Annotated in this window: 1 protein-coding gene; it reads left to right on the forward strand. The window is 66.9% G+C overall.

The genetic code is table 11. The features are described 5' to 3' along the window. Window positions 1–469, forward strand: a 469-nt coding sequence (locus BVI061214_RS00100; RefSeq protein ID WP_053766878.1) for an NUDIX hydrolase, incomplete at its 5' end; no start/stop codon positions are given. Window positions 470–493 lie beyond the last annotated feature (24 nt).

A 493-nucleotide genomic window follows, 5' to 3' on the forward strand; every position in this document is an offset into this window, starting at 1 on the left:
CCGGGGCCGCATCCTGAACCTGGCCCTCGAGGGCCGCTACGAGATCGTGGAGCACAAGCCCGCCGTGGCCGTCATCGCCCTCAAGGAGGGCAAGATGCTCTTCGTGCGCCAGATGCGCCCCGCCGTCGGCCTCGCCCCCTTGGAGATTCCCGCCGGGCTCATAGAGCCGGGCGAGGACCCCCTCGAGGCCGCCCGAAGGGAGCTGGCCGAGGAAACGGGGCTAAAGGGAGACCTCACCTACCTCTTCAGCTACTACGTCTCCCCCGGCTTCACCGACGAGAAGACCCACGTCTTCCTGGCGGAAAACCTGGAAGAATCCCAAGCCACCCCCGACGAGGACGAGGCCATAGAAGTGGTCTGGATGCCCCCCGAGGAGGCCCTTTTCCGGCACCGGCGGGGCGAGCTGGAGTTCTCGGCCACGGGGATCGTGGGGGTCCTCTACTACCATGCTTTTCTCCGAGGTCGCTGACGTCCCCAAGGGGCCCAAGGTGGT

The organism is Thermus aquaticus (assembly GCF_001280255.1).
Classification (GTDB): Bacteria; Deinococcota; Deinococci; order Deinococcales; family Thermaceae; genus Thermus; species Thermus aquaticus.